The sequence below is a fragment of the Fervidibacillus halotolerans genome (assembly GCF_026547205.1).
In the GTDB taxonomy this organism is placed as follows: Bacteria; Bacillota; Bacilli; order Bacillales; family Caldibacillaceae; genus Fervidibacillus; species Fervidibacillus halotolerans.
The window spans coordinates 143,606-162,103 of the sequence record NZ_CP106877.1; the positions used below are offsets into that span (position 1 = coordinate 143,606).

General features: G+C 35.9%; 18 protein-coding genes and 1 pseudogene. 14 read left to right on the forward strand and 5 right to left on the reverse strand.

Annotated features, from left to right (window positions below; all coding sequences use genetic code 11):
* Window positions 1–627 precede the first annotated feature (627 nt).
* The 4 genes and pseudogenes from OE105_RS00625 to OE105_RS00640 all read left to right on the forward strand — a co-directional run bounded on the left by OE105_RS00625 (window position 628) and on the right by OE105_RS00640 (window position 3,472).
* Window positions 628–1,557: a DNA/RNA non-specific endonuclease gene (locus OE105_RS00625; protein WP_275420812.1), complete on the forward strand. Its 930-nt coding sequence runs from the start codon at window positions 628–630 to the stop codon at window positions 1,555–1,557.
* Window positions 1,558–1,807: 250 nt separating this feature from the next.
* Entirely contained in the window at window positions 1,808–2,026 is a 219-nt protein-coding gene (locus OE105_RS00630) for a YdbC family protein (protein WP_275420813.1), read from the forward strand.
* Window positions 2,027–2,120: 94 nt separating this feature from the next.
* On the forward strand, window positions 2,121–2,567 hold the full coding sequence (locus tag OE105_RS00635) for a hypothetical protein (RefSeq protein WP_275420814.1): 447 nt from the start codon (window positions 2,121–2,123) through the stop codon (window positions 2,565–2,567).
* A gap of 166 nt (window positions 2,568–2,733) precedes the next feature.
* A pseudogene (locus OE105_RS00640) lies at window positions 2,734–3,472 on the forward strand (VanW family protein).
* 198 nt (window positions 3,473–3,670) lie between these two features.
* On the opposite strand, the gene OE105_RS00645 reads toward OE105_RS00640, so the two are convergent.
* Complete coding sequence (locus OE105_RS00645) at window positions 3,671–4,507, reverse strand: TetR/AcrR family transcriptional regulator (RefSeq protein WP_275420815.1); 837 nt, start codon at window positions 4,505–4,507, stop codon at window positions 3,671–3,673.
* Between the two features lie 146 nt (window positions 4,508–4,653).
* Between OE105_RS00645 and OE105_RS00650 the strand changes: the two genes are divergently transcribed.
* From OE105_RS00650 to OE105_RS00695, 10 genes are all read left to right on the forward strand, one after another.
* On the forward strand, window positions 4,654–6,099 hold the full coding sequence (locus OE105_RS00650) for a DHA2 family efflux MFS transporter permease subunit (RefSeq protein WP_275422058.1): 1,446 nt from the start codon (window positions 4,654–4,656) through the stop codon (window positions 6,097–6,099).
* A 386-nt stretch (window positions 6,100–6,485) separates the two neighbouring features.
* On the forward strand, window positions 6,486–6,965 hold the full coding sequence (locus OE105_RS00655; RefSeq protein ID WP_275420816.1) for a DUF2975 domain-containing protein: 480 nt from the start codon (window positions 6,486–6,488) through the stop codon (window positions 6,963–6,965).
* A 9-nt stretch (window positions 6,966–6,974) separates the two neighbouring features.
* Complete coding sequence (locus OE105_RS00660; protein WP_275420817.1) at window positions 6,975–7,208, forward strand: helix-turn-helix domain-containing protein; 234 nt, start codon at window positions 6,975–6,977, stop codon at window positions 7,206–7,208.
* Window positions 7,209–7,317: 109 nt separating this feature from the next.
* Complete coding sequence (locus tag OE105_RS00665) at window positions 7,318–7,761, forward strand: hypothetical protein (protein ID WP_275420818.1); 444 nt, start codon at window positions 7,318–7,320, stop codon at window positions 7,759–7,761.
* A gap of 470 nt (window positions 7,762–8,231) precedes the next feature.
* Complete coding sequence (locus tag OE105_RS00670; protein ID WP_275420819.1) at window positions 8,232–10,286, forward strand: BglG family transcription antiterminator; 2,055 nt, start codon at window positions 8,232–8,234, stop codon at window positions 10,284–10,286.
* Window positions 10,287–10,348: 62 nt separating this feature from the next.
* A complete protein-coding gene (locus OE105_RS00675; RefSeq protein WP_275420820.1) occupies window positions 10,349–11,050 on the forward strand; it encodes an L-fuculose-phosphate aldolase in 702 nt (233 codons plus the stop codon).
* Entirely contained in the window at window positions 11,037–11,504 is a 468-nt protein-coding gene (locus OE105_RS00680) for a PTS sugar transporter subunit IIA (protein ID WP_275420821.1), read from the forward strand. The genes OE105_RS00675 and OE105_RS00680 overlap by 14 nt, the downstream gene beginning before the upstream one ends.
* A gap of 27 nt (window positions 11,505–11,531) precedes the next feature.
* Window positions 11,532–11,807 (forward strand): PTS sugar transporter subunit IIB, encoded by a 276-nt coding sequence (locus OE105_RS00685; protein ID WP_275420822.1) that lies wholly within the window; start codon window positions 11,532–11,534, stop codon window positions 11,805–11,807.
* 24 nt (window positions 11,808–11,831) lie between these two features.
* Window positions 11,832–13,196, forward strand: a complete 1,365-nt coding sequence (locus OE105_RS00690) for a PTS galactitol transporter subunit IIC (protein ID WP_275420823.1) — start codon at window positions 11,832–11,834, stop codon at window positions 13,194–13,196.
* Between the two features lie 271 nt (window positions 13,197–13,467).
* Window positions 13,468–13,674 (forward strand): hypothetical protein, encoded by a 207-nt coding sequence (locus OE105_RS00695; RefSeq protein ID WP_275420824.1) that lies wholly within the window; start codon window positions 13,468–13,470, stop codon window positions 13,672–13,674.
* A 513-nt stretch (window positions 13,675–14,187) separates the two neighbouring features.
* Here the strand turns inward: OE105_RS00695 and pntB are convergent.
* The 4 genes from pntB to OE105_RS00715 form a co-directional block, all read right to left on the reverse strand.
* Entirely contained in the window at window positions 14,188–15,573 is a 1,386-nt protein-coding gene (gene pntB / locus OE105_RS00700) for a Re/Si-specific NAD(P)(+) transhydrogenase subunit beta (RefSeq protein WP_275420825.1), read from the reverse strand.
* Between the two features lie 3 nt (window positions 15,574–15,576).
* Complete coding sequence (locus OE105_RS00705) at window positions 15,577–17,130, reverse strand: Re/Si-specific NAD(P)(+) transhydrogenase subunit alpha (protein ID WP_275420826.1); 1,554 nt, start codon at window positions 17,128–17,130, stop codon at window positions 15,577–15,579.
* A 513-nt stretch (window positions 17,131–17,643) separates the two neighbouring features.
* Entirely contained in the window at window positions 17,644–18,051 is a 408-nt protein-coding gene (locus OE105_RS00710) for an aldehyde dehydrogenase family protein (RefSeq protein WP_275420827.1), read from the reverse strand.
* Window positions 18,023–18,148 carry a hypothetical protein gene (locus OE105_RS00715; protein ID WP_275420828.1) on the reverse strand — a complete coding sequence of 42 codons (126 nt, stop codon included), beginning with the start codon at window positions 18,146–18,148 and terminating at the stop codon, window positions 18,023–18,025. Before OE105_RS00715 ends, OE105_RS00710 begins: the two co-directional genes overlap by 29 nt.
* Window positions 18,149–18,498: the final 350 nt, after the last annotated feature.

Sequence of the window (18,498 nt, forward strand, 5' to 3'; positions counted from 1 at the left end):
GATTACTTGAAAATTCTGCTCTTTATTTTTGCTTCTAAACTTGTAAGTGGATTACAGAAATTCATTTTTACAGTCTGCTTCCCCGAATGTTATTCACAAATATACTTAGGAAAGAAATTCTATATATCTATTCATGATGCCTAGTTTTTTGTAGGAACTCATATTTTTTAAAAATCTAAATGGATTTATATCACAATGCAAAGACAAATAGACGATTGTTAACCGACTTGAAATTCCTTACTAACTATCGTTTTTAATAAATTAGTGAATAGCCGAAATTGATGATATAGGTTTTCATTGTGAAAAGGATTTTGAATTTTTCCGTCTACATAGTAAAATAGTTCGACATTTTTCGAACGGATATGGAAAGAGTGATAAACAAGTGTTGGTTTGATAAACTATTCTTGTATACTATGGAAAGGGGTGGGAAAATTTTGAGGTTGCATTTTTCATATTTTTATTAAGTTTTTAAGGGGGGACTGTTGTTTTGTTTTTTATTTGCTTTTAACATCTTTCCGAAAGAAGTCTCTCACCTCTAAACGAAGCGTAAGTGGTGGGAGTATGTCACATAACGGATTAACCGCTTTTTAACGTAAACATCATGAAACAGCATAGGAGGGTCTTAAGATGAGAAAATACATAGCCCGTTTCGTTTTACTTTTCACCACGATCTTTATTGTTGGATGTGCGAATGTAGAAGATGCATCCATTATGAGTGAAAAAACAGAATCCGATGAAGTCACAACAGTTCACACAAATGAAAATGATGGGGAAAAATCGATTTCGACGGATGAATCAACAGGAGAGGAAACAGTACAGGAATCGATTAATGACTTGTTCGAGGGGTATACATTAATTGAAGTTGATGGTGGGGAATTATCTGGTCATCGTGAACCGAATGTCGTTGTTGATATTGGTTACGGTGACCGTGAATATTGGGCATTTACAAATGAATATGGGCAACTCGTACGGGTAGTTGCGGACAAAATTATTTTACAAGATGAAGAGAACGAACCTGTATTACCATCTGGCAGATACTACCCCGATGAGGCAAAGGTTCCGGGTGTTGAAAGGGAGGATTTAGACGAGGGGCATATCATTGCTGATTCCCTTGGTGGCGTATCAAATGCGTATAATATTACACCACAAAATAGTACACTTAATCGACACGGGGATCAAGCTTATATGGAGGATGCAATCCGAAAAGCAGGTGGCGCAACGAATTTCGAAGCCATTATTACATATCCAAATACGGAAACGCAAATTCCTTCCAGTTATCAGTATACATATACGATAAATGGAAATACAATCGTCGATATTTTTGAAAATGTGGATCCTGATAAAGTGAACGCATCCCTCAACTTAACGGGAAATACGTCAACTGATTCCTCGAATTTAAACACGAATGGTGATCTTTCTCGAGTTGATACTAATGGGGATGGGAAGGTGACAATTAAAGAAGCGAAAGAAGCAGGTTTCAGTATGCCAATCACTAGTGACCATTGGTTATACCCTTATATGTACGATGCGGATCAGGATGGGATGGTCGGTGAGTAACCATCCTGAATGGCAACGGAAATAATTCTATGAAAGTATAAGGCACTAAAACATGGGAAATGGAGAATGTTGCAATCGCAATGTACTCAATCGTTCACCTAAACAATAGAAAGAAAGCATTTTTGACTTAGATAACGTTCAAGATGGTTCAGTTTTTGAATGAAAGATAGAAAAAGGGGTATCTTTTCGTTTACAATAAAAATCAGTTAAAGATGAAAGGATTAACGGGAACTTGAGGAGGTAGGAAACGTTGGCAGATCTTCAGTTTGAAATTATCGAACATATTGCGGTTCTTTCGGAATCGGCGAAAGGATGGACAAAGGAAATAAATCTAATCTCATGGAACGGTCGCCAGCCAAAATATGATATTCGGGATTGGGCACCGAATCACGAAAAAATGGGAAAAGGAATTACGTTGACGGGAGCAGAAATGAATCAATTGAAAAAGGCACTGTTGGAATTGAAATAAACCGGACTGTTTTGGCTAAAAATCCGAACGCCTTTACATAGCCGTTTGGATATGATTCAACCAATATATTATTTGGAGATACGAGGAGGACCAGATGCATTCGTATACGAAACCAAATATTATTTTGCCCATTAGTTTGCATGATGCAATTGTGACGAAATTAAGGGTACAACCGGCCACATCAAAATTAATCGATGGGGTGCTGATTTTTGAATTTCAAGATGGATTTATAAATGTGGAAAAAAACGATTCATACTGGACGGGAAAAGCAACGGTGACCATTTCTGGAATTGATTTTGATTTTAGTCATGTATACTATTACCTAGGGGAGGAAAGAAAAGATGTCCCGTTTTCGAAACTTGCCGAGGATATAAAAATGAATCGATTGGAAATCATCGATGAAACGTATGGGTATAATCAAACAAAGTTCAGTTGTATCATGTTTGAAGATGATGAATACTACGATGTGGAAATTGAGATTTATCATTTCCAAGAGACCGTTTATCATTGGGAAGATCCTGTCGAAATGGAAAGACGATGAATACAGTTACAACGCAACATGACTACACGCACCTAAGATTCAACATTTTAGGTGTTTTCTTTTTGATGCTTTTTTGTTCATGGGGGTTGGAAAAATAAGATTAAGTGAAATTCATCCGATCATCTATCATACGAGAATCGCTCAAAAGCGTCTGTTTCGAGGTATCATGAATTGGAAAGATCGAAAAAAATTTGCAAAAGACGTTATTTCAGATACACTTCCTTATCGATGTAAAAAGCACCAGTCATTGTTACGAAGGAAATTAGGTGACAGCGATCCGAAATTGCAAGAAAATAAGATTACCAATTTAAAAATTGCCGTTCAACAAATCGATGGAATAGTTATTCGACCTGGGCAAATGTGTTCCTTTTGGAAGTTAGTTGGAAAAACAACTAGGAAAAAGGGGGTATATCGAAGGAATGTTGTTATCGAAAGGGGAAGTCATTACCGGGGTTGGTGGTGGGATTTGTCAGTTAGCAAATTTGCTATATTGGATGGCCCTTCACACACCCCTTGAAGTGATTGAACGGCATCATCATAGTTTTGATCCCTTTCCAGATTCAGGTCGTGTTCTCCCCTTTGGTAGCGGTGCTAGCGTATTTTACAATTACGTTGACTTACGATTTTATAATCCTACAAATCAAGATTTCCAAATCAAAGTTTGGGTTTCGGATCAACATTTAAAGGGAGCGATTTATACGAATAAAGAGTGGCCGTATTCCTATCATATCGAAGAAAGAAACCATAAATTTTTAAAAGAAAATGACAAATTTTTTCGACAAAATGAAATATGGAGAAAAACATACGATAAAAAAACAGGTAAACAAATAAATGAAGAACGGATCATCGAAAACTTTTCGGAAGTAAAGTATGAGATTCCAATTGAAAAACTTGAAGAGTATTAAACAACGATTAAAACAAATCTAGGAATTTGTTTAACATTTTTCCGAAAGAAGTCTCCCACTTTTGAACGACATGAAAGTGGGAGATGAATTTCGGTTCGGCGTAGGTATGTGTTGTCTCTTTTTTGCATCATAAGATGGGATGACCTGAGAAGCCCCCACCTCTAAGCGAATCGAAGATGGTGGGAGTATGTCACTTTGTTATTCCTCTATAACATCGAATACCAATATTTCCAAATCTTTTTTTTGCCCCAGTTCTTTTAAAACCGCTTGAATAACAGCTTTTCTCGGAACCGGTGATTGTAATTCTTCCTTAAGAAACAAAAGTAGTTCCTTTTGTTTACCATTGGCATTGGATAAAAGGATGTCAATTTTGTGGAATAGTTTTTCTATTTTTTGCCTTCGCTTTGATAACGTTTTCGAATTTAACCTTGTTAAAAGTTGGATATCAAATAATTGTTCCTTTGAAGCAATGACAGAAGGAACCATATTGTCAATTCGATTCAACATATAGGTGATGATTTTATCAATCTCTATTTTTACATCGGCATTGGTGGAAAAGTGAAGGGCATTGTGCAACATTCCGTAAAATAAAACGGCTAAGTCCAACGAATACGGTTGTACATGTTGTCCAAAAATATCGACGATCCGCTGTTGTAACCATTTTAGTTCATCTAAATGGTACCTTTGGACAATTTTTTTTAACTCTTCATCCTCAGAAAGGAGTACGCTATTAAATAAAGCGAAGAGTTTATTTTCCATGCCGACTTCCATCTTGACTTGAATTTGTTTTATGAAGGCATTTTTATCGCTTTTTTTCTTACCCGCCAATACTTCGATTCGTCTTCTTTCCGTTTCCGCTTGAATCTTTTCGAAAATGTTGATGAGCAGTTCTTTTTTAGAAGGGAAATAATTGTAAAATGTCCCCTTTGAAATCCCACTTTTTTCCAATATCTCTTGTACAGATGTTTCCATAAATCCCTTTTCTACAAACAGAGTATGCGCAATTTCCATTACATGTTTTTTTCGATCATTCAAATGAATGCACACCTTTTTCGATTCAACATTTATTGTTGATTTTTTTACAATATCAGTATATATTATTATAGTATTTATAACAATAGTATAAAAAAATATACACTAGGTATAACTAGGAGGCGCATATTTTGACTCAACAAAAAATTATGGATAAACCACCCTATGGGATGATCGCGATATTATTTATTGGTGCCTTTGTATCCTTTATGAATGAAACGTTTTTAAATATCGCTTTGCCATCAATCATGAAGGATTTTGAGGTTTCCGCATCAACGGTTCAATGGTTATCAACGGGCTATATGCTCGTAAATGGTATTTTAATTCCTGCAAGTGCCTTTCTCATGCAAAAATTTACGAATCGTCAACTGTATATTACAGCAATGTCTGTGTTTACAATCGGATCTGTTTTAGCATCCGTTTCACCGACTTTTGCCGTTTTATTAATTGCAAGATTGTTGCAAGCTTCAGGAGCAGCCATTATGGCACCACTATTAATGAATGTAATGCTCGTATCCTTTCCAGTTGAAAAAAGGGGAGCAGCGATGGGGGTTTTTGGTCTTGTCATGATTACTGCCCCAGCCATTGGGCCGACCCTTTCCGGTTGGATCGTCGAGCATTATTCATGGCGGACGTTGTTTGATATTATATTTCCGATCGCCATTTTAACGCTTTTGCTCGCCATTTTTAAATTAAAAAATGTTTTGCCACAAAAGGAAATATCGTTAGACGTATTATCGCTAATTTTATCGAGTATCGGTTTTGGCGGTATTTTATACGGTTTTAGTTCTGCAGGAGAAAAAGGTTGGGATTCGGTGTACGTGTATGGAACAATCGTTGTCGGAATCATTAGCCTTACCCTCTTTATCGTCCGCCAATTAACTTTAAAAGAACCACTATTGGAATTTCGCATTTATAAATATCCGATGTATGCTTTATCGTCAGCAATTTCCATTGTGATTTCGATGGCGATGTTTTCCGCCATGCTTCTTATGCCGATCTATATTCAAACGATCCGGGGGATTTCTCCCTTCGACTCAGGATTGTTGATGCTTCCTGGGGCAATTATTATGGGTATTATGTCGCCGATCACTGGGCGATTATTCGATAAATATGGTGCACGAATGCTCGCCGTCATTGGACTATCGATCACAATTTATACGACGTATTTATTTAGCAATTTAACGATGGATACTTCTTACGGATTTATTATGTTCATATATTGTATGCGGATGTTTGGAATGTCGATGGTGATGATGCCAGTCATGACAAACGGACTGAATCAATTGCCACAGCGTATGAATCCCCATGCAACAGCGATGAACAATACACTACAACAAGTATCTGGTGCCATCGGATCCGCCTTTTTAGTAACGCTTATGCAAAATAAAACAGAAGCGGAAATGGAAAGCTTAGCCATGTCAACAGGCGGAGATCCTGCGAAAATGGCAGAAGCGGCGAATACGGCGATGTTAGAAGGAATAAATTTCTCCTTCCAAGTTTCCGTCTATATTGCCCTCGTCGCCCTCGTACTTACCTTCTTTGTCAAACGGGTAAGGCCTGAAGAAGACGAGTTTATGGAAAAGTCCGCTTAAAAAAATACAAGAAAATGTTGATGAAGGTTGCCACCACATTTTTGGTGGCATTTTTTATTTCCTCCACCTAAGCCATTTGAAAGAATTTCGTTGGTTTGGTATTTAAGAATAACGAGAAGGTTTGACTTAAAAGCGAATATACTTAAATGATCTATTGAAAATTGTTGAAAGTATTTTTTGATGAAACTCTATCTGTATTTTTCAAATCAAAATTATGTAGTTGCCAAAGATTGGACATTTGGAACGATGATCGTATGAAATAGTGTAATCGTCCAAAATTAAATGGTATGAAACTGGTGTTTATCGAAATTAAATAAAAAATTATTGAAAAACGATAAATTACGTACTATAATAAGTTTGAAAATAAAAGTTGGGGTGTTGAGAAAATGAAAATCGCGAGGAAAATTAATTTTTTAAAAGTTACCGTTTATGGAATTGGTACTGTCGTTTTGCTTCTGTCTGCTTTTGTATTACCATATTTAGCAAATAAAGTGGCCCATGATTTTCCAGAGTATGCTTATTTAAAATACCCGGTATTGATTGGTATGTATTTGACGACCGTTCCGTTTTACCTTGCGTTGTACCAGGCATACAACCTATTAAATTTAATCAAACAAAATAATGCCTTTTCTGAAGGGGCAGTGATTGCATTACGATTCATTAAATATTGTGCAGCAACGATCGGTGTGATGTACATTTTGGGCATGATTTTTCTAGGCACTCAAAATGCATTGCATCCTAGTATTTTCATCTTAGGCGTCGTCATTCTTTTTACATGCATCGTTATTTCGGTGTTTGCTGCTGTTTTACAAGAACTTTTACATAATGCAATAAAAATAAAAACGGAAAATGAATTAACGATTTGAGGTGGGAATGTGGCGATTATTGTAAATATTGATGTGATGTTAGCGAAACGAAAAATGAGTGTAACGGAGCTGTCGGAAAAAGTCGGAATTACGATGGCGAACCTTTCGATTTTAAAAAACGGAAAAGCAAGGGCGATTCGTTTTTCCACTTTAGAGAAGCTATGTGAAGTGTTAGATTGTCAACCGGGAGATTTATTGGAATATCGAAGTGACAAGGAAGTAGAAGAAAAGACCGGAAAATAGAAAATGCTCAAAGGAAGACGGGATTAAATCGTAATTTGGATAAAAATTCCATCAATGAAACGTGCTACCTACTCATTTTTTCTATTTCATGTGAAAGTGAGTGATTGTGATGAAAAAAATATTTCGGATGCTTCTTTTAATGAGTCTTATTAGTTTTACATTAGGCTGTAGTAACATGTACAATAAGCCTCCAATGGCATTATATATAAAAAACAATTCAGCCTTTGATTTTTACAGTGTGGAATTAACGTGGCATAAAAGCAGGAATGATATCCGAACGCAAGTTGTGGTGAACGCAGATGGAACAGCAATGAAAAAAGGGGAATTGATTCCATTTTATTTTAATTCATCGGATTTCGTGTCCGGGCAAAAAACGACCTTTGAAATCGCGGTTTTTGTTGACCCAAGTCAAAGAAACAAAATCACAATTGATCCTCCCATCTCCCTGTATTATACAAATGATGAAAAATATTACTTATCCATTAGTGGAAATACAATCGATCATCTTGTAATTCAATTAGATGAACAATCAGATGTTGAAAGAAATCATTAATCAATTGTGTTAAATTAATTGTTCATTAAATCTAGTAGTAAAAATCAAATCCTTCATCACCACAAGAAAATAATTGTTTTCAGCGTGTAAAATATGTCCACCCATTTACAAAGGGAAACATGAGGGGATATTATTAGGCTTTTCAATAACCTCGATGATGTGGGCATAATTTTTTTTGTCCTCCAATACCGATTTGTCCAATCATATACAATCTGTCCCCTCTCATTTCTTCTAAATTATTAGGCTGCTTACATGAATAAAAGCATTCGTAAAAGGGAATGATTGCCCCTTTTTATGTGAAATATATCACAAAATAGGATCAATAAGAATCAAAATAGAAGAAGTAAAAGGGAAAAGCAAAGGAGGTTCATCACATTTTTGTAAATTCATAAAACAATAATTGGGATGAAACCGCATACAAATTCGAAATGAAAGGGTTTATACTAAAACTAAAGGGAGGTGATGGATCATTGATACTTCTCGATGACAGAAGTTTACAAATTTTGAAGGAATTGCTTGTTTCAAAATATACAAAAGTAAACGATTTAGAAAAAAAATTCAATTTAACGAGAAGGCAGGTCAATTACACGATTGAGAAAATAAATGACTGGCTGACTGATAATCATCTTCCTAAAATAAAAAACAAACGAAATATCGGGCTGATCATTGATTCTAGTGTGTTGGAGGAATTTCCAGAGTTACTTGAAATGCAGTCTTCCTTTTCATATTTTCCAACGAAAAAGGAAAGGAAAAACCTCATTTTATTAATGATATTAACAAGTAAGGAAGATTTGTCCTTATTCCATTTTTCTTCAACTTTTAAAATTAGTAAAAATACGGTTTTACATGATTTAGAAAAATTAAAGCAGTTCTTATTACAGAGGAATCTTCAGTTGCAGTACAGTCGACGGGAAGGATATTTCATAGAAGGAGAAGAGTTGGCACAAAGAAAGTTAATCGTTGATATAATTAACAAAATTCTCCAAATGTCAGAAGGATTGAAATGGATTCGCACAATTACTGGAATCACTGAAGATGAACTAAATAAAACAGAGCAAATGTTAGATATCATTGAAAAACGCTTAAATAAACAATTTACGGATCAAAGGCATCAAGCATTAGCAATTATTTTACTGATTCTCAAAAGAAGAATGAATGAAGGAAAACATCCTGGACCTTTTCCTATTAGTTATAGAGATATTTCCAATACAAAGGAATATGAAGTTGTAGAAGATGTTTTCGGTCGTGATGAAAATTTAAATGATCAAGAAAAACTTTATATTGCGATGCATATTCTGTCGTCCAGTGTCGTTACGACTGAAATGGATCATGAAGCTTTTAGAGAGAAACTATACAGTGCGATTGAACGTTTCGTTACAAATTTTGAGAAGGTTGCGTGTGTCAATTTTCAAAATAAACAACTCCTTTATCAAAAGTTATACCAACATTTAAAACCGGCATTTTACCGTGTAACTTACGAATTATCATTGGAAAATCCATTACTGAATTTGATTAAACAGGAATATGGAGATATTCATCTTCTTGTAAAACAAAATATTGATCCTTTAGAAACGCTGTTTTCCGCACCGATTCCAGAAGATGAATTGTCTTACTTAACGTTACTCATTAAAAGTGCACTGTCTCAACAAGGTGATGATCAACTGAAAAAACCGAGGGCCATCGTCGTTTGCCCGAGTGGAATTTCCGTATCAAGGCTCCTTTTTGAAGAATTAAGAGAAATGTTTCCTGAATTTATTTTTCTCGATCACATTTCTGTTAGACAATTTGCGACGTTTGAGGCAGATTACGATATTGTGTTTTCTACAGTATTTTTAAATACAGAGAAAAAATTATTTTTAATCCCTTCGGTGTTTACTGATCAAAAAAAGCAAAACTTAAAAATTGAAGTTGAACAAGAATTTAAGCAAACGACTCCAACCTTTATTAATTATGATAAGTTGATTCATATTATCGAAAAGCATGCAGACATTAAACGAGAATCCTCTCTTAAAGAAGATTTAAAGTCCTTCTTTTACTATACACAATTTTCAAATGCTAACCATGGGGAAGATTATAAACCGAATTTAAGCGAACTCATTTCTTTTGACTATATTCAATTAAATGAAGATGCAAAAGATTGGAAGGAAGCGATTTTACTAGCTTCTCAACCACTTTTGGAAAACGCCATTATTGAAAATAATTATGTCGATGCAATGATCAATGTTATTCAAGAGTATGGGACATATCTGATTGTTCCCAAAGTCGTTGTTCCTCATGCGAGACCGGAAGAAGGGGCATTTAAATTAAATATAAGTTTACTTACGTTAAATCAGGCAATTCGTTTTCCAAAAAATAATGAAATCCAAATTTTAATCGTTATTTCCATTGTAGATAAAAAATCCCACATAAAAGCTTTAACACAGCTTTATGACTTGTTGACAGAAAAAAATAATATAGATGCAATCATTTCAGCAAAGAACCCGGTAGAAATTATGAAGTTGTTTCAAAAGTATTCAGTGAATTAAAACTTAAAGGAGGTGATGAAGTTTTATAATTAGGCAACAGTTATTCAAAAGGAGGCATACACATGGATACGACAAAAAAATTATTAATGGAAAAAGAAAGAAAAGAAATTGTCAAGTACGGAAAAAAATTAATTGAAGTAGGATTGACGACTGGAACAGGTGGTAATTTAAGTATTTATGATCCAACCACTGGTTACATGGCCATTAAACCATCAGGCATTGACTATTTCGAAATAACACCAAAGGATGTTGTCATAACGGATCTTTATGGGAACATCATCGATGGAGATTTAAAACCATCCAGTGAATATGAAATGCACGCCATTGTGTACCGAAATCGTGATGATGCACGGGCGATGATTCACACCCATGCTTTGTATTCAACAACAATCGCATGCCTACGTTGGGACTTGCCTGCCGTTGATTATTTGGTTGCACATGCAGGTGGGAAAAATATTCGTTGTGCTGAATATGCCACATACGGCACAAAGGAACTTGCAGAAAATGCGTTAAAAGCGATGGAAGGACGGAAGGCAGTTCTTTTGGCTAATCATGGGATTAATGTTATTGGTGATACAATGGAACAAACCTTTGCGATTTTAGAACAACTTGAGTTTTGTGCAAAATTATTCTGGCAAGCAAAAGCAATCGGAGACCCGGTTATTTTACCGGATGAAGAAATGGAAATGATGGTTTCTAGATTTAAAGGCTATGGACAACAAAAGAAGTCTCCCGAAAGTAGGGACGAAAATGGGGGTGTTTAGTGAATTATTTAACGAAGAACTTGTGTTTCTCGATTACTCATTTCGAGATCAACACGATTTTTTTCAAAAAATTTCTTCTATGCTTTATGAAAAGGGGTATGTAAAATCTAGTTTTTATAAAGCTATTTCACAAAGGGAAGAAAAGTATCCGACAGGCTTACGTATAGAACCATTTCATGTAGCCATTCCTCATACGGATCCATCGAATATCGTTCGTCCATTTATTGCAGTGGTTCGACCAGATCATACGATAGAATTCAATGAAATGGGAATGGCAAATGGAAAGGTAGAGGCTCAATTTCTATTTGTATTAGGTTTAAATAAAGGGGAAGGACAAGCCGAACTACTTTCGAAGTTGGTCAACCTTTTCAGTAATAAAGAAGTGATGAGCCGGTTAATGGAGGAAAAAGAAGAAAACCAGATCATTCAACTAATAAAGGAAAATATTGATTGATACTTTAAATTTTGGGAGGTATTTAAAATGAAAAAAATTATTGTTGCTTGTGGATCAGGTGTAGCTACTTCACAAACGGTGGCCTCTAAAATCCAAAGCTTACTACGGGATCGAAATATTCAAGCTCAAGTAGAAGCGGTGGATATTAAATCATTAGATACGCATATTCGGTCATCAGTCGCATATGTGGCAATAACGAACCCGGAAAAGGAATATCCAATCCCGGTAATTAATGGAATTGCGTTTTTAACTGGCATAGGAATGGAAGAGGAACTAGAAAAAATAATCCAAGCATTAAAATAATCCAATTGAAAGGAGAATGAGCTAATGGATGCCATTCAATCAATATTTCAGTTTATTTTGGATATGGGTGCTTCTGTATTTGTTCCGTTAATTTTGTTGATTATGGGTCTCATTGTTCGCATGAAGTTTAAGGATGCTTTTGTCAGTGCATTAACTCTCGGTGTTGCATTCGTAGGTATGAACCTTGTCGTTGGATTTATGATGGATTCGATTGGTCCAGCAGCACAACAATTTGTTGAAAACACGGGTATACAATTAAATGCCATTGACGGTGGTTGGACTTCGATGGCAACACTAGCATGGGCATGGCCACTGGCATTCTTAATGTTTCCATTCCAAATCGGGGTTAATCTATTAATGTTATTTACTCGCCAAACGAATACTTTGAATGTGGACCTGTGGAATGTTTGGGGTAAAATTTTCACCGCTGTACTTGTTATTGGTGTTACCGGAAGTACGACAGCTGCTTTTGCAGTAGCGGTAATCCAAATGTTTATTGAACTAAAAATAGCAGATGTGAACCAAAAACAAATCGAAAAGTTGACAAATATCCCTGGTGTTACAACAACACATAGCATGAACATCATTGCAGTTCTTTTATATCCATTAAATCGATTGATGGATTTTATTCCTGGATTAAACAAACAAATCAATGCCAACTGGTTAAAGGAAAAGATCGGTGTTTTTGCAGAAAATCATGTTATGGGATTTATTATCGCAGTTTTACTTGGTATTTTCGCGAGATATTCTGTTCAAGAAACATTAATTCTCGGTGTTCAAGGTGCAACAGCTTTAACATTATTCCCAATGGTAGCGAAACTATTCATGCAAGCTTTAGCACCACTTTCTGATGCAACAAGTGACTTCATGAAAAAACGATTTAAAGGAAGAAAGTTCTTTATAGGATTGGATTGGCCGATTCTTGCAGGTTGTAATGAAGTTTGGGTAACGACGATTCTCTTAGTTCCTATTACACTCGTATTAGCAGTTATTTTACCTGGCAACAATATTTTGCCTTTTGCTGGAATTATCAACTTGTCCATTGCCGTACCTGCACTTTTAGTAACAGGCGGAAACTTACTTCGCATGATCATAATAGGAACATTGGGAACGCCCCTATTCCTTTACATGGCAACTGAGTTCACACCAACGATTACACAACTAGCACTTGATACAAAAGCTATAGAACTTTCAGCAGGTCAAATGATTTCTTGGAGTACAATTGAATACCCAGCTTTCCGGTATATATTCGCCCATGCTGCCAACATTATTAACGGTGAATTTATCGGAATTATATTAGCGGTTCTCTGGTTAGGATTATTTGCTTGGTATATTAAAGGGATGAAAGAAAGAACAAAAGCTCTCGAAGCAGAAGAAAAATCCGCTTAAATCCCGGACTTAAGCGGACTTAAAAAGAAAATGAATATAAATCATTTTTGCCATTAGTATTTTAACTTTTATCGATTAAAGAATCAAGGTTATTGATTAAAGTTTATGGATTTAAAAAAATCAATTTTATTAAAATGTTTCCATTTGCAAAGGAAAACGTACAAACAGTGATTAAAAAACTAATTTATTGATTCTTTATGATTTTCTCCAAGGTATAATAAAAAGACACGGTTTTTAGAAAAATAAAGATAAAAATGCTTGGAGGAATACTATGAATAAATGGCTTTGGTACTTTCTCGTTCTTATTGCATTGTCACTTTTAGTTTTCTCTTTCATAAAAGGAAACGCTATTTTAGCGATTATTGCTTTCCTACTGGCCATGTTTTTAAAGAGGTACTATCAGTCGATTCCGCTTCCCAGATCGATTCAGGAGCGAATTGATTATAGTCAGGAGCAAAAAAGTAAATCGCATAAATAAATTTCCTATCAAACCATTCCGAGGTGGAAGGAATGTCCTGCCAACTCACAATGAAAAGGAACATGGAATGATTTCTTTTACGATCCATTAAACCAAAAGGAATACAGTTTTTACGCCGCCATATTTTTGGCGGTTTTTTTATGAACAAAATCTCATATTATGAAAAGAATTCCTAGAAGATGTCAATTAAGCAACTTTGTAAAAAAACAAATCTTTCATCGAATTGAAGATTTAACAATAAAAGCAAGAGATAATTATGAATAATTTGTAAAAATAGGACAAAAAATGAAGGGATTTATAGTGGAATATAAAGATTTATATTGATTGTAGTTATTCACAAAAAATGTTCTACCCAAGTGTAGTGATCTGTTTTGAAAGATGGAGGAAAACTTGATGGGTCTTTCATTGTTAAAACTTTTATGAGGAAAAAATGTGGCGGATTTGTTGAATTTGTAAAGAAAAAGACTGCCAACAAAGTAAATTGTTTCTTTGCTGGCAGTCGATCGTTCTATTCTACAATGCATTCAATATTGCCTCGGATGTTTCTTTTGCATCCCCGAAGCACATATAAGCATTTTCTTTAAAGAATAATGGATTTTGGACGCCTGCATATCCTGTACTCATGGAACGTTTCATGATGATCACGTTTTTCGCCTTCCAAACTTCCAAAACCGGCATTCCACCGATCGGACCGGTTGGATTTTCTATGGCTGCTGGATTAACGGTATCATTTGCACCGATGACAAGAACCGTGTCTGTTTCAGGGAAGTCATCATTAATCTCTTCCATATCTAAAACAATATCATAAGGTACTTTGGCTTCAGCGAGTAATACATTCATATGCCCCGGGAGTCGTCCAGCAACTGGATGAATTCCGAAACGGACATTGATTCCTTTGTCGCGTAGCTTTTTCGTTATTTCTGCAATCGGATATTGGGCTTGGGCAACCGCCATTCCGTATCCCGGTGTAATAATGACAGAATCGGATTGTTTCAACATTTCTGCCACATCTTCTGGGTTAATTTGTTTGTACTCACCCATTTCCTCCGTTGCCCCAGATGCACCTTCATTACCGAAACCTCCTGTAATTACTGAGAAAAAGTTTCGGTTCATTCCTTGGCACATAATATAGGATAAAATCGCACCTGATGACCCGACTAACGCACCTGTAATAATTAATAAATCATTCGATAACATAAATCCAGAAGCAGCTGCTGCCCAACCGGATAAGGAATTTAGGAAGGATATAACAACCGGCATATCAGCTCCACCAATAGCCATAACCATATGCCATCCTAAAAATAGGGCGATGGCAGTCATCACGCCAAGATATATAAAACCAGATTGTGCACCTTCTTCAACAATAAAGAAGATCATTAAGATTAACGATACGATTAGTAGAACGACATTCAATGCATCCTTAAACGGTAAAATGAGAGGATTGGACCGAATTTTACCATGTAATTTCCCAAAGGCGACAACCGATCCAGTAAAGGTAATGGCCCCAATAAAAATGCCAAGGTAAATTTCGACTAAATGGATAGTTAACATCGTACCGAAAAAAGAGGTGTCTGATAGCAAAGTAATAAAACTGTTGTAGCCAACGAATACAGCTGCCAAGCCAACAAAGCTATGCAATGCAGCAATTAATTCGGGCATTTCAGTCATATCTACTTTTCTAGCTAACAATATGCCGATGAATGCTCCAATTAAAACAGCCACTAAAATATAAGTTATACTTGTCGAATCGTGTTCGATGCTAAAGATGGTTGCTATTAAAGCAATGGTCATTCCGATCATGCCAAAGTAGTTTCCTTTTTTTGCTGTTTCTTGATTTGATAGACCGGCTAAGCTCATAATAAAGAATAATCCAGCAATAATATAGGCTGCACTTACCATCCTTTACACCTCCTCGCTTTTCATAAACATCTTTAACATTCTTTGGGTGACGGTAAATCCGCCGAATATGTTAATTGACGCAATTAAGATTCCAAGGAAAGAGATAATCTGAACCACGGTAATTGAACTAATAATCTGCAATAATGCGCCTACGATAATAATTCCGGAGATCGCATTTGTTACAGACATTAATGGAGTGTGTAAAGCATGGGTCACATTCCAAACAACGTAATATCCAGCCACGATGGCAAGGGCAAAAACCGTTAAATGGGATAAAAATTCAGGTGGTGAAACTTGTCCTAACCAAAGGATGAAAGCGATAGCTAGAATGCCAAATGTGAATTTTAATTTTGTTCGACTCTTTTTTTTCGAAGGAGGCGTGGTTGGCTCTTCTTTTTTCTCTTCTTTCTTTTCTGCCTTTACAGAGACGCTAATGGCAGGTGGTGGATACGTGATGTTTCCTTCTTTTAACACACACATGTGTCGCAAAATTTCATCGTTAAAATCAATATCGATTTCTCCATTTTTTTCTTTAGAGAGTAATTTTGTTAAATTGACGAGGTTGGTCGCATACATTTCAGATGATTGTGCCGGTAGTCGCGCAGGTAAATCGGTGTATCCTAAAACCTTTACCCCATTATCGGTGACGATTTTTTTCCCAGGTGCCGTATATTCACAGTTACCTCCAGCTGATGCGGCCATATCAACAATGACCGAACCAGGCTTCATACTATCGACCATTTCTTTCGTAATTAATATAGGTGCTTTTTTTCCTTGAACGAGTGCCGTTGTGATAATAATGTCAACTTCCTTCGCTTGTTCGAAGAAAAGTTTTTTCTCTGCTTCTAGAAATTCCTTCGACATAACTTTTGCATATCCAGTAGAGGTGGAAGCATCTTCTTGCTCAGCAAACTCTAATTTTAAAAATTCTCCACCCATTGATTCAATTTGTTCCGCCACTTCTAGACGGGTATCAAAGGCACGAACTATCGCACCTAAGGACTTGCTCATACCAATTGCTGCTAATCCGGCGACACCTGCACCGATCACCAGTACTTTCGCTGGAGGAACCTTCCCTGCGGCGGTAATTTGTCCATTGAGAAATCGACCAAATTCATGAAGGGCCTCGGTAACGGCTCTGTATCCGCCAATATTTGCCATGGAGGATAATGCATCCATCGATTGGGCCCGGGAGATTCGTGGAACCATGTCCATTGCCAGAACATTGATGTTTCTTTCAGCAAGTTTTTCGACGAGTTCTTTGTTTTGAGCAGGATATAAAAAGCTGACTAAAGTTGATCCCTCTTTTAATTTCGTTATTTCTTCTTCTAAAGGTGGATTCACCTTATATATAACATCGCATTGATACACTTCATCCGCTTGAACAATTTCCGCTCCCGATGCTATATATTGGTCGTCGTTAAAACTTGCCTCCTTCCCTGCACCCGACTCAACGGCTACATCGAAGCCGAGTTTTTTTAGTTTGCTAACGGATTTCGGAGTTGCTGCAACGCGGGTTTCTCCTTCAATCCGTTCCTTCGGGATCCCTATTCTCATACTGATTCTCCCTTCCTTAAAAGGATTTTGAAAGCTTTTCATCCTGTCGATTCATCGGAAGTAAATTGCATATAATTTTCCTATAATTATATTATATGGAATTTTTTCGCTCATTTCGTGGCAAATAAGTGACTAAAATTTTGAAATCATGTTTTATCTCTATTTTCCGCATATTTTTCATAATCATTTACATTTTGTGAACAATAATTTAATGGGATAAAAAAGATGTGTTAGTATGTGAAATAAAGCACATAAACAAATGGTATTTTTTCAGGAAATAATCGTCCATAGTAAGGATGTACTATGTTCAAGGAAAAGGTGTTCTACAATCTGATGGATTGTTTCTAAATCCAATTTTATGACCTTTCCAAATAAAAGCCCCAAGAATGTTGAAATTGAACATTCCTGGGTCTTGTAATTGTTAGGAGATAAAGGAAAAAAATCAATTATTTGTAAAATCCGATCGGTTTTTCGTTTAAGTTAATAAAAATGTTTTTCGTTTGTGTATATGCATTAAGGATAGAAGGGGAAGTTCCAAGGTATAATTTGTCCTACAACGCCAATAGGTTCTTTTAAATTAATGGTTAATGTATGTTCGTCCAATTGTTTGGCTGTTCCTTCTTCAGAACGGATGACACCAGCGAAATATCGGAAATGATTTGCAGCAAGGGGTACGTCGACTTTGCTTGTTTCTCGGATTGGTTTTCCATTATCTAACGTTTCAACGGTTGCTAAATAATCGGTATTTTCGTCGATTAAATCGGCTATTTTTAGCAGGATATTGCTACGTTCAACAATGCTTGTTTTCCTCCAAGTTTCCAATGCTTTTGTTGCAGCGGCTACAGCCCGATCCACATCTTCATTACTAGCATCCACGATTTGAGCAAGTGCTTCACCGTTTCCCGGATTGTAGCTCGTCATTGTTTTTTCGCTTGTTTCTTTCTACCCATTGACCGTCGATATACAACTTATAACTCGAATTCATTCTCGCTTTAACTTGTTGGACATCCATGCTCATTTTTAAGCCCTCTTAAAATTTACCCCATGATTTAAGCGTTTCAATATTTCTATTTTACAATAATTTTAAACTTAAGGATGAATCTTCACTTATTGTCCTAATAAATGTAAGTAAATTTGATTTTTAGTTAGAAAGCAAAGAAAAAAATGGGTTTAACATTATACTAAAATATTTTTATTTAAATATTTTTATAAATTGATGTCATTTTTCCATGAAATGGAAATCCGCCTTACCAGTAAAGTTTCTATTTAGGGTTAAAAACAGGATTGTTATGATACTCTGTTTTATTTTAAAAAAGGAGGTTGACTGTATCTTTGTATTAGTGTACTATGTAATTAGTACACTAAACT